General features: G+C 48.2%; 1 protein-coding gene and 1 pseudogene. Both read right to left on the reverse strand.

Features of this window, described 5'->3' with window-relative positions:
* Positions 1–150 precede the first annotated feature (150 nt).
* Positions 151–903, reverse strand: coding sequence for a hypothetical protein (locus tag HMPREF9538_RS23375; protein ID WP_223385402.1), 753 nt, complete (start codon positions 901–903; stop codon positions 151–153).
* A 14-nt stretch (positions 904–917) separates the two neighbouring features.
* Positions 918–1,307 (reverse strand): annotated as a pseudogene (locus HMPREF9538_RS29225) (hypothetical protein); the annotation flags it as partial.

The raw sequence follows: 1,307 nt of genomic DNA on the forward strand, positions 1-1,307 counted from the left end.
ATCTCTAACCGGTCTCCCGGCGCACACTGTTTTTATATACAGTAGTTTTAAGCGCAGAGCAGGTCAATATCAATTGCTGTAATCCATCCCCATGAAACACTTATGACATTGTCAAATATGCATTTATTGACACGCTGAATGTTTTTCCTATCAGAAAATCAATGACGGATATTTTGCCTGTATGCAACGGAGCAAATAGTCACGAACAGAACCTTTCTCAGCATCAGATAATACGCGATCGAAAACCATGTAGGCGCCGATGCGACTAGTTGCTGAGGTTGAGCCCCAGTACGTAACGCCTCCCTTGCCGATGCGAATGGTAGTCGGCGCTCGCTCGCGACCTGACGCCAGGGTGAGAGATGCTGAAACATTGTTGGTCATGTCGGTCAGCCTGGTGGTCTGACCGTCAAGGGTAAGGCAGATCAGCATCGGCTTTGTTTTATTGAACGAACTCAGAGTTGCGCGCGCGGTTCCGTAAGTATCAGTGTCCGTGTAGTGCACACCCTGCGTAGCAGCCAGCGCTCCTGATTCATCTACAATCACAGATACACCAGGAGGTGTAGATGCAGCTGTTCCCGAAAAGCTTCCTGCGATAATTCGTTGCGTCGAGTCATTATTCGGATCAAAGAGCAAAAACCAGGTTTGTTGGGCGGCATCATTAATTCCCAGGTTCAAATGTGCCACATTCGCGTTATTTGAGAACTGAACAAAGGGCGAATCGGTGATAAACGTCGGGGTGCCAACTACAGTGGGGCCGCCTTCCCCCGGCATAAGGTTTTTACCAATCCCTGTATAAGTAAATATTTCAGCCCGGCGGAGAGATGTTGTATCAAAACCTGGCGAATATTCGTCAGGGTCTGAAACAGACGAAAACGCATTATTAGTGAAAAGAGTAATACCCATATTTATTCGCTCCGCTATACAGTTGTCTCGATAATTTGTGCCCATGCCCAGTTTTCCAGCGGGTATGGTTTGTCTACAAGTTCAGGAATATTTTCGTCAGCATATTGGCCGCTGCCTGCGGTATACACGTAATTTTCAGTTGCCAGGAATGGATCGCTGTCCTTGAGGCAGCCATTCCCGTTATGTGATGTTTTATCTGCGTACCAGATTTTGATTGTCCCGGAGACACGTCTGGAGAATGTCAGTTTCACCACAGTGTCGGCGACAATCTCTGCAGCAGTAACGTCCAGCGCGCCATTTGCATCAGTCGCCCGATACCCTTTATCAGCATAGGTTTTAGCTGTTCGCCCATCATATGGTGTCCCCCACTGCAGTGGCGGATACGGGACTGCATAGTTAAGGAG

It is taken from the genome of Klebsiella sp. MS 92-3, assembly GCF_000195655.1.
In the GTDB taxonomy this organism is placed as follows: Bacteria; Pseudomonadota; Gammaproteobacteria; order Enterobacterales; family Enterobacteriaceae; genus Klebsiella; species Klebsiella pneumoniae.

Coding starts and splice junctions, on each gene's coding strand:
- HMPREF9538_RS23375 (WP_223385402.1), bottom strand. CDS start 903: ATGGGTATTACTCTTTTCACTAATAATGCGTTTTCGTCTGTTTCAGAC.